Annotated in this window: 16 protein-coding genes; 11 read left to right on the forward strand and 5 right to left on the reverse strand. The window is 66.0% G+C overall.

What is annotated here, in order from left to right:
* Nucleotides 1-65: 65 nt before the first annotated feature.
* The 3 genes from SB771_RS03880 to SB771_RS03890 all read left to right on the forward strand — a co-directional run bounded on the left by SB771_RS03880 (nt 66) and on the right by SB771_RS03890 (nt 3120).
* Complete coding sequence (locus SB771_RS03880) at nt 66-1019, forward strand: LysR family transcriptional regulator (RefSeq protein ID WP_006749569.1); 954 nt, start codon at nt 66-68, stop codon at nt 1017-1019.
* Nucleotides 1016-1375, forward strand: coding sequence for a hypothetical protein (locus tag SB771_RS03885; RefSeq protein WP_175662721.1), 360 nt, complete (start codon nt 1016-1018; stop codon nt 1373-1375). The genes SB771_RS03880 and SB771_RS03885 overlap by 4 nt, the downstream gene beginning before the upstream one ends.
* Before the next feature lie 116 nt (nt 1376-1491).
* On the forward strand, nt 1492-3120 hold the full coding sequence (locus SB771_RS03890; RefSeq protein ID WP_011660166.1) for an NADP-dependent glyceraldehyde-3-phosphate dehydrogenase: 1629 nt from the start codon (nt 1492-1494) through the stop codon (nt 3118-3120).
* A 107-nt stretch (nt 3121-3227) separates the two neighbouring features.
* On the opposite strand, the gene SB771_RS03895 is transcribed toward SB771_RS03890, so the two are convergent.
* Nucleotides 3228-3860, reverse strand: a complete 633-nt coding sequence (locus tag SB771_RS03895) for a LysE family translocator (protein ID WP_175662720.1) — start codon at nt 3858-3860, stop codon at nt 3228-3230.
* Nucleotides 3861-4479: 619 nt separating this feature from the next.
* Between SB771_RS03895 and SB771_RS03900 the strand changes: the two genes are divergently transcribed.
* Nucleotides 4480-4803, forward strand: coding sequence for a hypothetical protein (locus tag SB771_RS03900; protein WP_006749566.1), 324 nt, complete (start codon nt 4480-4482; stop codon nt 4801-4803).
* Between the two features lie 377 nt (nt 4804-5180).
* Nucleotides 5181-5501: a DUF1330 domain-containing protein gene (locus SB771_RS03905; RefSeq protein WP_175662719.1), complete on the forward strand. Its 321-nt coding sequence runs from the start codon at nt 5181-5183 to the stop codon at nt 5499-5501.
* 19 nt (nt 5502-5520) lie between these two features.
* Here the strand turns inward: SB771_RS03905 and SB771_RS03910 are convergent, their stop codons facing one another.
* Entirely contained in the window at nt 5521-6357 is an 837-nt protein-coding gene (locus SB771_RS03910) for an NAD-dependent epimerase/dehydratase family protein (RefSeq protein WP_011660163.1), read from the reverse strand.
* Nucleotides 6358-6471: 114 nt separating this feature from the next.
* On the opposite strand from SB771_RS03910, the gene SB771_RS03915 reads away from it, so the two are divergent.
* Nucleotides 6472-7575 carry a LacI family DNA-binding transcriptional regulator gene (locus tag SB771_RS03915; protein ID WP_175662718.1) on the forward strand — a complete coding sequence of 368 codons (1104 nt, stop codon included), beginning with the start codon at nt 6472-6474 and terminating at the stop codon, nt 7573-7575.
* 99 nt (nt 7576-7674) lie between these two features.
* Here the strand turns inward: SB771_RS03915 and SB771_RS03920 are convergent, their stop codons facing one another.
* A complete protein-coding gene (locus SB771_RS03920) occupies nt 7675-8967 on the reverse strand; it encodes an MFS transporter (protein WP_175662717.1) in 1293 nt (430 codons plus the stop codon).
* A 432-nt stretch (nt 8968-9399) separates the two neighbouring features.
* Here SB771_RS03920 and SB771_RS03925 point away from each other — a divergent pair, with 432 nt between their 5' ends.
* The 3 genes from SB771_RS03925 to SB771_RS03935 are packed head-to-tail and all read left to right on the forward strand — an operon-like array spanning nt 9400 to nt 10845.
* Nucleotides 9400-9828 carry an antitoxin Xre/MbcA/ParS toxin-binding domain-containing protein gene (locus SB771_RS03925; protein ID WP_175662716.1) on the forward strand — a complete coding sequence of 143 codons (429 nt, stop codon included), beginning with the start codon at nt 9400-9402 and terminating at the stop codon, nt 9826-9828.
* A complete protein-coding gene (locus SB771_RS03930) occupies nt 9825-10298 on the forward strand; it encodes an RES family NAD+ phosphorylase (protein WP_175662715.1) in 474 nt (157 codons plus the stop codon). The genes SB771_RS03925 and SB771_RS03930 overlap by 4 nt, the downstream gene beginning before the upstream one ends.
* A gap of 13 nt (nt 10299-10311) precedes the next feature.
* Entirely contained in the window at nt 10312-10845 is a 534-nt protein-coding gene (locus SB771_RS03935; RefSeq protein WP_175662714.1) for a methylated-DNA--[protein]-cysteine S-methyltransferase, read from the forward strand.
* 13 nt (nt 10846-10858) lie between these two features.
* On the opposite strand, the gene SB771_RS03940 is transcribed toward SB771_RS03935, so the two are convergent.
* On the reverse strand, nt 10859-11677 hold the full coding sequence (locus SB771_RS03940; RefSeq protein ID WP_165752430.1) for an AraC family transcriptional regulator: 819 nt from the start codon (nt 11675-11677) through the stop codon (nt 10859-10861).
* A gap of 77 nt (nt 11678-11754) precedes the next feature.
* Here SB771_RS03940 and panB point away from each other — a divergent pair, with 77 nt between their 5' ends.
* Nucleotides 11755-12609, forward strand: a complete 855-nt coding sequence (gene panB / locus SB771_RS03945) for a 3-methyl-2-oxobutanoate hydroxymethyltransferase (RefSeq protein WP_105831685.1) — start codon at nt 11755-11757, stop codon at nt 12607-12609.
* Nucleotides 12610-12638: 29 nt separating this feature from the next.
* Here panB and SB771_RS03950 read toward each other — a convergent pair whose 3' ends face one another.
* On the reverse strand, nt 12639-13130 hold the full coding sequence (locus SB771_RS03950) for an Lrp/AsnC family transcriptional regulator (protein WP_034181959.1): 492 nt from the start codon (nt 13128-13130) through the stop codon (nt 12639-12641).
* Nucleotides 13131-13286: 156 nt separating this feature from the next.
* On the opposite strand from SB771_RS03950, the gene glmS reads away from it, so the two are divergent.
* A complete protein-coding gene (gene glmS / locus SB771_RS03955) occupies nt 13287-15116 on the forward strand; it encodes a glutamine--fructose-6-phosphate transaminase (isomerizing) (protein ID WP_175662713.1) in 1830 nt (609 codons plus the stop codon).
* Nucleotides 15117-15223: the final 107 nt, after the last annotated feature.

The raw sequence follows: 15223 nt of genomic DNA on the forward strand, positions 1-15223 counted from the left end.
TTATTCACGGTTCCCGCCCTCGTCCGCCGGCCCGCTTCGGGCGGGTTCCTTCGTCAGACAAATTCATGCGCAAATTCAAGATCCCCAACATGGGTGCGCTCGTGGCTTTCGAAGCCGCGGCGCGCCACGAGAGCTTCACGCACGCGGCGAAGGAGCTGTTCCTGACCGAAAGCGCGGTATCGCGGCAGATCGCGACGCTCGAAGCGAGCCTCGGCGTGCGGCTGTTCGCGCGCGTGAAGCAGCGCGTCGTGCTGACGCGCGCCGGCAAGCTGTACGGCACGCAGGTGCGGCGCGCGCTGGAGGCGCTCGATCGCGACACGCTGTCGATCATCGCGCACGGCAGCGGCGGCGGCTACCTGGAGCTCGCCGTGCTGCCCACCTTCGCGTCGCACTGGCTGATCCCGCGCATCAAGAGCTTCTACGACCGCACGCCGGACGTGCGCGTGAACATGGGCAGCCGCACCGACTTGTTCTCGTTCGAGGACACGCACTTCGAAGCCGCGATCCATTACGGCAAGCCGACCTGGCCGGGCACGTCGTCCGACTATCTGTTCGGCGAGGAAGTCGTGCCGATCTGCTCGCCCGCGCTGCTCGACGGACCGGTCGAACGCGTGGAGGATCTGCTCGCGTATCCGCTGCTGCACTCGACGACGCGCCCGGGCGCATGGGCGCAATGGTTCGAGACGCACGGCGTCGAGGACATCCGCACGATGCAGGGCGTGCGTTACGAACTCCACACGATGCTGATCAGCGCGGCCGCGGCCGGGCTCGGGATCGCGCTCGTGCCGAAGTTCTTCGTCGAGGAACAGCTGCAGCAGCTCGGCCTCGTCGTGCCGTGCGACGCGGCGACGGTCGGCGATTCGGCGTACTACCTCGTGTATCCGACGGAACTCAGCCACAGCAAGCCACTGGAGTCGTTTCGCGCGTGGTTGCTGGAACAGGCGAGCGCGTATGCGGCGCCGGGGCGGGACGGGGAGGAAGACGATCTCGATGCGGAGGACGACGAAGACGTCGAATGATCGCGGCGTACCGCGACAGTCCGGTGCGCGCCGGGCGGGCAACCCCGACCCGGCGCTCCGGGCAGCCGACCTCGCTTCGGCAGCGCGGCGGCACCTTCTCTCGTTTCTTCACTGCTTATGTTTTCTCTCAGGTCCCCGGGCAATTTTTTCTGCGCCGCGCGTGGCCATTATCCGCCCAAACCGGCCGCCGTGAAACGTTTGCGAACGCACCGATCGGCTTATTTCCGGCATTTGGAAACAGTCCTACAGAATGCTTACGCGCCAAACGATCGCGTTCGGTAAATGTTGCAATCGGCTCGGCGTTCCTTTTAAATGGAACTGGTTCCAATCCGGGTTTCGGCCACACCATCGCGTGACGTAGCGTGACGTCAAGACGTGCGCGCGTCATCATGCCGATTCAAGGATCGAGGATCATTCAGCTCAGGATTCCGCATCGCCCGTCCTTTCCGGACACCTGTCAAACGAGACCGTCATGCCCGATTCCGCCTCCCTGCAGCAGCTATTTCCCGCCTATCAAGACATCCCCGCCGAATTCCGGCTCGCCGCCCCGATCCATCAGCGCGTGTCGCTGGTCGACGGCGAGTTGCGCCCGTGGGACGGCACGACCAAAACGGTGCTGTCGCCCGTGTGCGTGCGCCAGCCGGACGGCAGCGTCGCGCAGATGGAGATCGGCAGCTATCCGGTGATGGGCGAGACGGAAAGCGACGCGGCGCTCGACGCCGCGGTGCGCGCGTACGATTCGGGCCGCGGCGAGTGGCCGACGATGAAGGTTGAGCAGCGCATCGCGTGCATGCAGGACTTCATCAAGCGGATGGTCGCGCAGCGCGAGCTGGTCGTGAACCTGATCATGTGGGAGATCGGCAAGAGCCTCGCCGATTCGCAGAAGGAGTTCGATCGCACCGTCACGTACATGACGCAGACGATCGACGCGCTGAAGGAGCTCGACAACGCGAACTCGCGCTTCGTGATCGCGGAAGGCACGATCGGCCAGATCCGCCGCACGCCGCTCGGCGTCGTGCTGTGCATGGGGCCGTACAACTATCCGCTGAATGAAACCTTCGCGACGCTGATCCCCGCGCTGCTGATGGGCAACACCGTGGTGTTCAAGCCGCCTCAGTACGGCACGCTGCTGTTCGAGCCGCTGCTCGAGGCGTTCCGCGACGCGTTCCCGAAGGGCGTGATCAACACGATCTACGCGCCGGGCGCGGTGGTCGTGCCGCACATGCTCGCGTCGGGCAAGATCAACGTGCTCGCGCTGATCGGGTCGAGCAAGGTCGCTGATCACCTGAAGAAGCAGCATCCGAAGTCGCACCGGCTGCGCGCGATCCTCGGCCTCGACGCGAAGAACGCGGCGATCGTGCTGCCCGACGCCGATCTCGACCTCACCGTGAAGGAGTGTCTGCTCGGCGCGCTGTCGTTCAACGGCCAGCGCTGTACCGCGCTGAAGATGCTGCTCGTGCATCGCTCGATCGTCGACGAGTTCCTGAAACGCTTCACCGCCGCGCTCGAACAGCTGAAGATCGGCATGCCGTGGGAGAAAGGCGTCAGCATCACGCCGCTGCCGGGCATGCATCGCACCGCGTACATGACCGACGCAATCGACGACGCGAAGGCCAAGGGCGCGCAGGTCGTCAACCATTCGGGCGGCGAGTTCAGCAAGACGCTGTTCTATCCGGCTGTCGTGTATCCGGTGTCCGAAGGCATGAAGCTGTATCGCGAGGAGCAGTTCGGGCCGATCATTCCGGTCGCGCCGTTCGACGACGTGGAAACCGCGCTCGACTACGTGACGACGTCGGACCACGGCCAGCAGGTCAGCATCTTCGGTTCCGATCCCGCGCAGATCGGCGCGCTCGTCGATCCGCTCGTGAACCAGGTCTGCCGCGTGAACATCAACTGCCAGTGCCAGCGCGGGCCGGACGTGTTCCCGTTCGCGGGTCGCAAGGACTCGGCGGAAGGCACGCTGTCGGTGACCGATGCGCTGCGCGCGTTCTCGATCCGCTCGATGGTCGCGGCCAAGCAGACCGAGGGCAGCAAGCAGCTGCTCGATTCGATCGTGTCGGATCACTACTCGAAGTTCATCAACACCGGCTTCATTTTCTGAAGCAAGGTGCCCCGAACAAGCCGCTGCCCGCGCCGGTGCAGCGGCTTTTTTGCGCGTGCGCGCCACGCGCGGGCCGGGAGCACCGACGCGGCGCTGCGCACGCCGCCCTATACGTTCGACGCCAGCAACCGGACGCCCGCCACGCCGAACACCACCGCGAGACACGCTTCCATCGCGCGCCGGCCGCGCACGTACAGCCGGCGTGCGCTGTCGGTCGAGAACACCAGCGCGTAGCCGCCGAACACCACGCATCCGATCGCGATGCAGCCCGGCACGACGGCGCCGTGCGACGCGCCCGCGCCGTTCGACGACAGCGCGACGATCGACACCCACACCAGGATGGCTTTCGGATTCGTCAGGTGCAGCATCGCGCCGCGCGCGTAGAGGCGCGACAGGTTCTGCTCGGGCGCCGCCTTCAGCGTATCGGCCGATCTGGCCGACCACGCGGTGCGGCCCGACTTGAACGCGAGCCACAGCAGATACGCGCCGCCGAACAGCTTGATCGCGACCAGCAGCTTCGACCATGCGAGCAGCGCCGCCGACACGCCCAGCGCGGCCACCGTCGCCCAGAACATCGATCCCGAGATGACGCCCAGCGCGAACGCGAGCGCCGCCTTGCGGCCATGGTTCGCGGCGACCGACATGATCGCGAGATTGCTCGGGCCGGGGCTGGCCGTGCCGATGAAATACGCCGTGTAGGCAAGCAGCAGGTTGGCCGAGAAGAAGGCGTGGACGCTCATGTCGAACCTCGCAGGGACGATGCGGAGATTGTTCGCAAACACGGCGCGGCCGCCCATGCACAATTGTCCGGTTATTCGCAGGGCCAGTTGGATCGCGCAGGCGGCGTCGGTTGGATACGCATACGCACCTCGATCGCCTCGCGCGAAAACGTCTCGGATATGAAACATCCAGCGCAGGTGCCGCGGCGTTCGACGGCGCGGCGAACCCGGTCGCGGCGCGCGGCACGCAGCCGTCCGAGGCCAGGGGGCACCGCCGACACACAGGCGTCGCGCCATGCCGGCGATCCGTCGACCGAAACATGCAACCGGTTTCCACCCGGCGTTACGTTACATCGCTGAAGCATTTCATCCGTCCGGGCCCTGACGCGCGATCGATCGTGACCGCGCGCGGCGTATGGATCCCTTCGTCGATTTTCCACGCAAGCCAGCACCGGCGGGACGCGATGACCGCGGCCGCGCCCCGCGTCGACATTGCTCGACAACCGGATCGCGCCGCTGGTACGAAACCTGCATTCGCATTGCAGCGACAACCGCGTCACCGGACGGCGCGGACATGAACCGGATCGCGATCCGTCCATCGGATACGCCCGAACGATCCACGCAAGCAACGAGGCTCCCCATGGATGCGCTGCCCAACTCATCCGATACGTCGTTCCAGCTCTTTCTCGCGAAACTGCTCGAACAGCCGCAGCTCGAATGGACCGAAAAACAGCAGATGGAACTCGAGATGGCACGCTCGCTGTCGACCCAGATGGTCCACTTCGCCGAAGGCATGCGCGGCGGCAATGCGGACCTCGCGCGCTGCCTCGTGCTGCTGCGTTACGCGAAGGTGCTCGACTTCATGCTGACGTCGCTCGCCGCGCGCCGCGACATCCATCCGCAGACGCTGCGCACGCTGTTCCGGCTCGCGAACCTGAAGGTCGACGATGCGTATCCGGTCTGAGCCGCATCGCCCTCGCGCCTAACGCGCCGCCCGCCCCGCCATCCACTTGCGGTAGCGCCGCGTCTGGCACTGCGCGGCCATCTGCTGCGACACCAGCGCGCGCAGCGCCTTGTTCTTCCAGCGGATCGCAGGCCGGCGAGGATTGCGCGGGCGCCGCGCAACGCATGCTCGACAAGCTAGGCAAGGAAGCGGCCGAGTCGGCGCCGGCACCCGAGGCGGTGCCGCATCCGCGACTGATGCGCAAGCGCGCATGACGCGCCCGGCCGGATGGATTTGCTTACGTCGCAGGTAATCGACGCGCGCCGCGCGCGCACCGATCATGGCTGCACCGATCAATGAATCGATCGACGCATCGCATCGACGCCACGGAGCCCGCCATGACCGCCTACGCCATCGCCCACCTGCACGACGTTCACATGTGCGACGACATCATCGACTACCTCGAGCGCATCGACGGCACGCTCGCGCCGTTCGACGGCCATTTCGTCATTCACGGCGCGCGGCCCGACGTGCGCGAAGGCGAGTGGCGCGGCGACCTGATCGCGATCGCGTTTCCGGATCTCGACACCGCTCGCACCTGGTACGAATCGGACGCGTACCAGCAGATCCAGCCGCTGCGCGCGCGGCACGCGAGCGGCCCGTTGATCCTGATCGACGGCGTGGATGAACGGCACAAGGCGACGGACATCCTGCGCTGAGCGACGCCGTGCGCGGCGCTTACTTCGCGTTGCGCTCCATCGGCTCGCCGACGACGAACCCGCCGCCCTGGTAGCGCTGCGCGGGATCGTCGTAGTCGGCGGTCGGCGCGGTGAGCGGGAACATCCCCGCGAACTGCTCGGAGCTGTCCTGCGGCCGGAAGCCGAGGAAGCCGGCCTTCGTGTTGTCCCACCACTTCACCGGGTTGTCGGACACGCCGTAGACGATCGCGTGCCCGACGCGGTTCGTCAACAGCGAGCAGCGCACGAGCTCGATGAAGTCGCGATAGCTGAGGAACGTCACGAGCATGCGCGGGTTCTTCGGCGCCTCGAACGACGAGCCGATCCGCAGGCACACCGTCTCGATCCCGAAGCGGTCGAAGTAGTAGCGCGACAGCGACTCGCCGAAGCATTTCGTCACGCCATAGAGACTGTCCGGGCGCAGCGGCGAATCGGCATCGAGCACTTCCGTGACCGGATGGAAACCGATCGCATGGTTCGAGCTCGCGAACACGATCCGCTTCACGCCGTGCTTGCGCGCGGCTTCGTACAGGTTGTACGTGCCGGTGATGTTCGCATCGACGAGATCGTCGAACGGCGCGTCGACCGAAATGCCGCCGAGATGGACGATCGCGTCGACGCCGTCGACGAGTTCCATCACCGCCGGCCGGTCGGCCAGGTCGACGACACGGGTTTCTTCGTGCGGCGCCGCGTCGTCCAGCGCGGCGATGTCGCTCACGCGCACGACGTCGGCCCAGTTCGCCAGCGCGCCGCGCACCTGGCGGCCGAGATTGCCGGCCGCGCCGGTCAGCAGCAGGCGCCCGAACGGCTTGCGTGCGCCGGTGGATGAGGCGTTCATCGAGTCTCCTTGAATCTGTCCTGAAGGGTGTCCGGGAAGTTGCCCGAAGTCGGTGAAATCAGCCGAAAGCGGAAAACGTTTTCCAACTATACTCGGGACAAAAGCCGACCGTCAATGCTTGAACCCGCCCGCAGCCATCCGAACTTTCCCGATATGGGCCGGTGGCCGGATGCCGGCTTTTTCTGCCACAATCCGGGGCAACGGAACGAAAACGTTACCCTCTTCATGAAAAAAGTTTCCCCGACGATCCGCGACGTGGCGGCGGAAGCCGGCGTGTCGGTCGCGACGGTATCCAAGTACGTGAACGGCACGCAGCGCTTTTCGCCGGCCGTCGAGGCGCGCCTCAAGGAATCGATCGAGCGGCTCGGCTATCGTTCGAACCCGCTCGCGCGCTCGATGATCACCGGACGCACGCGCACCATCGGCGTCGTGATCCTCGACATCAGCAACCCGTATTTCACGAATGTCGTCAAAGGCGCGAACCGCGTCGCGCTCCAGCATGACTACACGCTGCTGCTCGTCGATACCGAAGAGAATCAGGCGCGCGAACGCTCGCTGATCGAGGCGCTCGCGCAGCGCGTGGACGGGCTGATCGTCAGCACGCGGATGCCCGACGAGGAAGCCGGCTGGATGCTCGACCTGCACAAGCCGCTCGTGCTGCTGCGGCGCAGCCCCGGCCTGCCGATTCCGAGCGTCGGCATCGACAACCGGCTCGCCACCTACATGCTCGCGCGTCACCTGCTCAATCTCGGCCATACGCACATCGCGTACCTCGGCTTCGGGCCGGCGCGCGTGAACGACGAACGGATCCAGGGCGCGCGCGACTGTCTCGCCGAGGCAGGCCTCACGCTCGACGTGCACGACGCGCACGCGCCGACCGCCGAGGCCGGCGAGCGCGCATGCTCGCGCGTGATGCTCGGGCCGCAGCGTCCGCAGGCGGTGATCTGCTACAACGACCTGATCGCGCTCGGCTTCATGAAGGAAGCCGCGTCGCTCGGGTTCCGGCTGCCGCAGGACGTGTCGGTTGCCGGCATCGACAACGTGCCGTACGGCGAGTACGCGGCGCCCGCGCTGACCACCATCGACATCCAGAGCGAGAACATGGGCGAGCTCGCGATGCAGAAGCTGATCGACGCGCTCGCCGGGCGCACCGACGCAAGCTATTCGACGTTCGAGCCGCGGCTGATCATGCGCGCATCGACGGCCGCGGTCGGCTGACGCACGCGCCTTCTGCGATACCCGGCGCTTCCTCGCCCCGCACATGAAAACGCGCCGCCTCCGGGCGGCGCGTTCGTTTACCAACACGTCAACACGTCATCACGCGTCGAGCTTCGCGGGCTTCATCTTCGGCGTGAGCATGTGCATGACCGCCAGCGCGAGCAGATAGGCCAGCGCGCCGATCGCGAACAGCACCCAGTAATGGCCCGTGCGTTGCAGCACCTGGCCGATCACTTCCGAGAACAGCACGCCGCCGATCGAGCCGGCCATCCCGCCGATGCCGACCACCGACGCGACCGCACGGCGCGGGAACAGGTCGGACGCCGTCGTGAACAGATTCGCCGACCAGCCCTGGTGCGCGGCCGCGGCGAGGCCGACGATCAGCACCGCGATCCACAGGTTCTGCACCTGCGACACGAACGCGATCGGCAGCACGCAGCATGCGCAGATCAGCATCGCCGTCTTGCGCGCGCCGTTCACGCTCCAGCCCGCGCGCAGCAACGCCGACGACAGCCAGCCGCCGCCGATGCTGCCGATCGTCGTCAGCGCATAGATGCACACGAGCGGCAGGCCGATATGCTGCATGTCCATCCCGCGCGACTCGTTGAGCCACTTCGGCAGCCAGAACAGATAGAACCACCACACTGGATCCGTCAGGAACTTGCCGATCAGGAACGCCCACGTCTCACGCTTGCGGATCAGTTCGCCCCAGCGCGGCGCGCCGGCGTTCACGTTCGCCGCGTCGAGCGCTTCGACTTCGTCGCGCGGCTCGTCGTAGGCGTCGGCGAGTGCGCGCGTGTCGGCCTTGCGATACAGCACCAGCCACACCGCGAGCCACACGATGCCGATCGCGCCGACGATCACGAACGCCGCGCGCCACCCGTAGGCCACTGCGATCGCCGGGATGATCGCGGGCGCGAACACCGCACCGATGTTCGCGCCCGAGTTGAAGATGCCGGTGGCGAGCGCGCGCTCGCGGCGCGGAAACCATTCGGCCGTGGTCTTGATCGCGGCCGGGAAGTTGCCGCCCTCGCCGATCCCGAGCAACGCGCGCACCGCCGCGAAGCCCATCACCGAGCCGACCATCGCGTGCATCATCGCCGCGATGCTCCACACCAGCATCGCGACCGCATACGAGATGCGCGTGCCGAGCCAGTCGACGATGCGACCGAAGCAAAGCAGGCCGATCGCATAGAACGCCGAAAACGCCATCACGATGCGGCCGTACTGCACCTGGCTCCAGCCGATGTCGTGCTGGAGCATCGGCGCGAGCAGGCCGAGGATCTGGCGATCCATGTAGTTGATGACGGTCGCGAAGAACAGCAGCGCACAGACGGTCCAGCGGTAGCGGCTGGCGGCGGCGCGCACGGCGCCGACGACGGCAGATTGCATGAGTGTCTCCGATGCGCGGCCGCGCCCGTCGCGCCGCAAGTTGTTGCCTGTCCGTGACCGGCGACGGGCGCCGGGACGGGCGGCGGCCCGCCCTTTCGTGGCGCGGCCGATTGCCTGTCGAGTCGTGGAAAACGTTTTTCAAAGCATAGGGCGTGGGCCGGTGCCGTGTCAGTCGGGGATTTCGATGAGTCATCTCGAAATTGACCGCGCAAAAAGAGACGACTGTTTCGCAGATTGGCATTAATCGTTTTTCCGGAATTTTCCTGCGGGCAAAACGGGGCCGTGACGCGAGCCCGCGGCGCCGAGACACAGGTCCGATTCCGGCCAGAATCGGCGGCAACGATGGTTCACAGTCATCGCACGCGCATATCGCGCGCGGTATCATATGGCCTATAATCAAGCATCATTTGATACCTCACCCGGGAGTCGGCCATGTCACTTGTTACCCCTGAAGCGGTGGCCGCGGTCATGGATCTGCAACCCGTTCCGCATACGCTGGCCGAGCTCGAGGCGCTTGTGCGCGAAGGTCTGCCGAAGTCTGCGCTGCGCGCCGGCGTCGAACATGCGACGCAAGGTGCCGACGCCCGGCGCGCGCTCCTCGCCCGCATCATTCCCGAGGCGACCTATAAGCGCCGCCGCGATCGACTAACGCAAGACGAATCGGAGAAGACCGAGCGCCTGGCCCGGATCGTTGCGACGACCACCTACGTCTGGAATGACGAAGAAGACGCGCGGGAATTCCTGTCGACGCCGCATCCGGAACTCGAGGGGCGCGCGCCGCTCGATGTCGCGCTGACCGAGCTCGGTGCGCGCCGGGTCGAAGAGCTGCTCTGGAAGCTGTTCTATGGGCTGCCGGCATGAAGCTGTTCCGCATTGCCGACACGCGACACGCGATCTGGAGCGGTACCGGCGCGATGCTGGTCGGCGGCCGCTTCAATAGTCCGGGCCGCCCGGTGATCTATGCGGCATCGACCTTCGCGGGCGCGATGCTCGAAGTGCTCGTGCACGCGCGCATCGGCAAGGTGCCGAAGACACACGGATGGGTCGAAGCAACGGTTCCCGACGATGTTCCCGTTGAACGTCATACGACTGAAACCTTGCCGGCAGGATGGAATGCGGCTGCACTGCAGGAGGCGCGCCGGTTCGGTGACGCATGGCTGACCGAATCCCGCACCGCGCTCCTGGTCGTGCCTTCCGTTGTCGTCCGAGCCGAGTCCAACGTGCTGGTCAATCCCGCGCATCCCGACGCCGCGCGAATCGTCGTGAACGAGCCGCAACCCGTCGTGTGGGATGAGCGCCTGTTTGTGATGCCGCCGGCCGGACAGTCATAGGAGAAGCTTCGCGATGACTCTCGCTCATCTGATTCCGAGCCCGCTGGGCGACATCGCCATTCGTATCGAGGACGATGCGCTCACGGGCCTGTTCTTCGTCGGCCAGAAATACTATCCGTCGCTGGCAATCGCGCCGGATGCGGACGCGCGCAATGCGTCGCCACTCGCGCGCAAGGTTGCCGAAGAAGTCGCCGACTATTTCACCGGCACGCGCGAAACCTTCTCGGTGCCGATTCATCTGCGCGGCACCGCGTTTCAGCGCAGCGTGTGGAAGGAACTGCTCGCGATTCCGTTCGGCGAGCTCGTGTCGTACGGCGACATCACCGAACGCGTCGGGCTGCCGATGAGTGCCGCGCGTGCCGTCGGCGGCGCGGTCGGCCGCAACCCGGTGTCGATCATGGTGCCGTGCCATCGCGTGATCGGCGCGTCGGGCAGCCTGACCGGCTATGCGGGCGGGATTGAACGGAAACGCGCGTTGTTGTCGCTCGAAGGCGCCGGGTTCGCGCGCGGCGTGCGTGATCCGGTGCAGCAGACGCTCGCGTTCTGACCCATGCCGCGCGTCACGCGCTCAATACGGGCCGACGCGCTTCACGCTTCGCATACGCGCCGGGCGTCACGCGGAATTTCGCCTGGAACAGCGCGATGAACGACGACGTCGAGTCGTAACCCAGCCGCGCGGCCACCGTGCCGATCGGCTCGCCCGCGTCGAGTAGCGGCAGCGACGCGAGCAGCCGCACGGCCTGCCGCCATTCGGTGAACGACAGCCCCGTGTCCTGCCGGAACAGCCGCGACAGCGTGCGCCGCGTCGCGCCGACCTGATGGCCCCATTCGTCGAGACTGCGCGTATCGCCCGGCGCCGCATGCAATGCGCGCGCGATTTTCAGCAGGCGCGGATCGCGCGGCAGCGGCACCGTGAGCGGCGCGGGCTGCATGCGGGCGATCCGGTCCGCGATCACGCACACGAGCGCACCGTCCGGCCCCGTCTCGTCGTAATTCACCGGCAATTCGCGAGTCGCGATCACCAGCTCGCGCAGCAGCGGCGTCATGCAGAGGATCGTGCAATCGTCGTTCACGTCGCTCCGTGCGATCGCCGCATCGAGATACAGGCTGTGGAACGCGACGCAATCGCGCGTCGATACCGCATGCGGCACGTGCGGCGGAATCCACATCGCATAGTGCGGCGGCAGCAGTTGCCGGCCCGACGGCGTCGACACCTCGAGCACGCCGCTCGTCGCATACATTAGCTGGGCCCACGGATGACTGTGCGCATCGACGCTCACGTTGCCGGGAATCCCGAAGGCGCGCACGTACAGCGGCCTCGGCAGGCGCGCCATCGGCGGCACTGCATATGGGTCGCCGGGTTGTCCTGCCAGCAACATAAGACGTCCTCCGAAGGTCATTGCACGAACGAGCGCGATGCTACCGTGGCGGCTCTTCTTTCACACGGCTTCCGTTCATGAGCGCTCATACCCGCACCACCCGCAAGACCGTCACCGCGATCCGCTCGACCAAAGGGATCGGCAGCCTCGTGTCGCTGACCGCGTATTCCGCGCCAATGGCAAAACTCGTCGACGACGTGGCCGACGTGATCATCGTCGGCGACTCCGTCGGCATGGTGCTGTACGGGATGCCCGATACGCTGCGCGTCACGCTCGACATGATGATTGCACACGGCGCGGCCGTCGTGCGCGGCGCCGCGCAGGCGTGCGTCGTCGTCGACCTGCCGTTCTCCACGTTCCAGGAATCGCCCGCGCAGGCGTACCGCTCCGCCGCGCGGCTGCTCGCCGAAACCGGCGCGCAGGCCGTGAAGCTCGAAGGCGGCTGCGAGATGACCGATACGATCCGCTTCCTGACCGAGCGCGGCATTCCGGTGATGGCGCATGTCGGCCTCATGCCGCAGCAGGCCAACGCGACGGGCGGCTTTCGCGCGCAGGGGATGGACCCGCATTCGGCCGCGCAGGTGTTCGACGCCGCGTGTGCGGCCGAACGGGCCGGCGCGTTCAGCGTCGTGATCGAAGGCACTGCCGAGGCGCTCGCGCGCCACCTGACCGGAACGCTGACGATCCCGACGATCGGCATCGGCGCATCGCCCGCGTGCGACGGGCAAGTGCTCGTGACCGAGGACATGATCGGCGCGTTCGATGCGTACACGCCGCGCTTCGTGAAGCGTTACGCGGATGCGAATGCGGTGATGCGCGACGCGATCCGCCAGTACGCGCATGACGTGCGGCACCGCGTATTTCCGGAGCCCGCGCATTGCTTCGGATATGGGAAGCCGCTGCAACTGGCCGATGCGGGCGCAACGGTGTGACGTAAGACGAACGACGCGTTCACCTCACGCTATGCGCGCTTGCGCATCGCATGCGCGACTCGCGCGTTCGCCTCGAACTTCGCGCGATGCGTCGAGAAGAACGTCCGCACGTTGCGCACGTTCGATGCGCCGGTGAACAGCCTCCGCGCGAATTCGTCGTATTCGGCGACGTCGGCCAGATCGGCCACCACCACGAAGTCCGGCCCCGGCGACACGCGGTAGCACTGCGTGACCGCCGGCTCCGCACACACGTAGGCTTCGAACGCGTCGTAGTCTTCGGCCGTCTGCCGGTCGAGGCTGATCTCGATCAACGCCGTGACCGCCGTGCCGATCGCGACCGGATCGAGCACCGCGACCTGGCGGCGGATCACGCCCGCCTCCGTCAGCCGCCGCACGCGGCGCATGCAGGTCGGCGGCGACGACAGCGCACGCTCGGCCAGTTGCAGGTTCGACACCGACGCGTCGTCCTGCAGGATCGCGAGAATGCGCAGGTCGAGATCATCGAGCGTGATGCCGGCCATCGGCGGCTCCTTCCGGTCACGGTGTGAAATTTAATTTCAACATGATAGCTGATCGCCGTCTCGTTTCATTTATCGACGTATTTTGAAATTTAATTCCATAGACTCGCCTCTACCATCGCTGTCACGGGTCCAGACAGGACATTAACGGAGCGCGATATGTGTGGAATTGTCGGGGCGGTTGCCCAGCGGGACATCCTGCCGAACCTCGTCGACGGGCTGAAGCGGCTCGAATACCGCGGCTACGATTCGTGCGGCGTCGTGGTCTATCGCGACCGTGCGCTGGCACGCGCGCGCAGCGTCGACCGCGTCGCCAACCTTCAGCGCGAGATCGCCGCGCAAGCGCTGTCGGGCTATACCGGCATCGCGCATACGCGCTGGGCGACGCACGGCGCGCCCGTCACGCTCAACGCACATCCGCACTTCTCGCCGAGCGACGACAACGCGCGCATCGCGCTATCGCACAACGGGATCATCGAGAACTGCGATCAACTGCGCGCGGAGCTGCAGGCGCACGGCTACGTGTTCGCGAGCCAGACCGACAGCGAGGCGATCGCGCACCTGATCGATCATCTGTACGACGGCGACCTGTTCGACGCGGTGCGCCGCGCGGTCGCGCGACTGCGCGGCAGCTACGCGATCGCGGTGATGTGCCGCGACGAGCCGCACCGGATCGTCGGTGCGCGCGACGGGATGCCGCTCGTCGTCGGTGTCGGCGATGGCGAGAATTTCCTGGCGTCGGATGCGATCGCATTGTCGGGCATCACCGATCGCGTCGCGTATCTGGAGAACGGGGACGTTGCCGATATCCAGCTGCATCGCTACTGGATCGTCGATGCGGCCGGCCAGCGCGTCGAGCGCGCGGTGCAGCGGGTGGCGGCGCACAGCGGCGCGGCCGATCTCGGGTCGTATCGCTACTACATGCAGAAGGAAATCTTCGAGCAGCCGCAGGCGGTGGCCGATACGCTGCTCGACGTCACGTCGATCATGCCGGAGCTGTTCGGCGACGGCGCGTGGCGCGTGTTCAACGATGTCGATTCAGTGTTGCTGCTCGCGTGCGGCGGCAGTTATCACGCGGCGCTGACCGCGAAGTACTGGATCGAGAGCATCGCGAAGCTGCCGGCGAGTGTCGAGATTGCGAGCGAGTTTCGTTATCGCGACAGCGTGCCGAATCCGCGCACGCTGGTCGTCGCGGTGTCGCAGAGCGGCGAGACGGCCGACGTGCTCGGCGCCGTGCATGTCGCGAAGCAGCGCGGGATGATGCATACGCTCGCGATCTGCAACGTCGCGACGAGTGCGCTGATGCGCGAATGCGCGTTGCAGTTCGTCACGCGTGCCGGGATCGAGATCGGCGTGGCGTCGACGAAGGCGTTCACGACGCAGCTCGTCGCGTTGTTCCTGCTCACGCTTGCGCTTGCGCAGGTGCGCGGGCGGTTGAGTGAAGACGACGAGAAGGCGCATCTGCGTGCGCTGCGGCATCTGCCCGATGCGATGTCGAAGGTGCTCGCGCTGGAGCCGCAGATCATGGGCTGGTCGGAGCTGCTCGCGCGACGCGACAACATGCTGTTTCTCGGACGCGGGATGCATTATCCGATCGCGCTCGAAGGCGCGCTGAAGATGAAGGAGATTTCGTATATCCACGCGGAGGCTTATCCCGCCGGGGAGTTGAAGCACGGGCCGCTGGCGTTGGTCAGTAATGAAATGCCGGTTATTGCGGTGGCGCCGAATGATGCGCTGCTCGAGAAGCTTCGGTCGAACATGCATGAAGTCAGTGCGCGTAATGGCAGGCTTTTTGTGTTCGCGGATGTGGACTGCGGGTTGGTGCCGAGCGAAGGGATCGAGGTGATTCGGCTCAACGAGTACTACGGGCCGCTGTCGCCGATTCTGCATACGGTGCCGATGCAATTGCTGGCTTATCACGCTGCGTTGGCGCGGGGGACGGATATTGATAAGCCGAGGAATCTGGCGAAGTCGGTGACGGTGGAGTGAGGGGGGCGGGGGCGATTGGGTATTTGGCAAGAGCCTATCCGAACCTTTGTGTGTGAGGCATAAACTGATGGCCAAGGAGCCACTTTATGCCACGCAAACGCAAGGAA

The sequence above is a fragment of the Burkholderia sp. SIMBA_051 genome (genome assembly GCF_046534915.1).
GTDB lineage: Bacteria > Pseudomonadota > Gammaproteobacteria > Burkholderiales > Burkholderiaceae > Burkholderia > Burkholderia ambifaria.